Source organism: Vibrio sp. 1402 (assembly GCF_033340275.1).
Map to the genome: position 1 here is coordinate 1 of NZ_JAWOWE010000130.1, position 885 is coordinate 885.

The following is an 885-nucleotide window of genomic DNA, read 5'->3' on the forward strand; positions in this document are numbered from 1 at the left end:
CTTGAGCAAACTCAATCAGTTCCTCAACCCCTGCTCTGCGAGCGTTCTCTTGTGCAACTTTCAGAACTTTCGGGTCGTTATCGAAGCCAAAAAACTTAGCGTCAACTTTCTTGACGCCGCGTCTAGCCTGAACGTTTGCTTCTGATTTGATTTCAGCCCATGTATCTGGCTCAAAGTCTTCAAGTGATTCAAAGCACCATTGCTTTCGTTTTACACCAGGAGCCATATTTGCAGCCATCATTGCCGCTTCAATCAGTAACGTACCAGAACCACACATTGGATCGAGAAGTGGCTGATGACCGTCCCAACCACAACGCATAATGATCGCCGCTGCTAATGTTTCACGAAGTGGTGCACGGCCAGATTCCGGACGGTAGCCACGTTGATGAAGGCCACTGCCTACCATATCAACACCTAAGATAGCTTTATCTTTGTGAAGGCGAACATGAACGCGAATATCAGGACGTTCTTTGCTGATGTTTGGTCGAGGTAAGCCTTTCTTCTCAAAGCAATCAACGATGCCATCTTTTACTTTCATCGCGCCGTACTGACTGTTGCGGATCTCGCGGTTGGTACCGTTAAAGTCCACAACGAAACGCTTAGAACTGTGGAATTGATTCACCCAGTTAATTGACGAAGTAGATAGGTATAGATCCATGTCGTCGTTACAGGTGAATTCAGATAAAACACGTACAAATCGTGATGCCAAGCGGCTCCACAAACAACAACGATAGATTTGCTCATTCGTGGCTTTAAATTTTACGCCCGCCTGTACTGGTTTCGCGTTTTCAATGCCTAGTTTAGTCAGTTCTTCAACAAGCAGGTTTTCCATGCCGTTTGAAGTTACCGCGAGATATTGATTCATAGTGTTCTTTCGTTAATAAA

At 45.3% G+C, this 885-nt stretch carries 1 protein-coding gene; it reads right to left on the reverse strand.

What is annotated here, in order from left to right; translation table 11 throughout:
• Positions 1-865 (reverse strand): THUMP domain-containing protein (locus R7044_RS24600; protein ID WP_225455920.1); only part of this gene is annotated, 865 nt, incomplete at its 3' end.
• Positions 866-885: the final 20 nt, after the last annotated feature.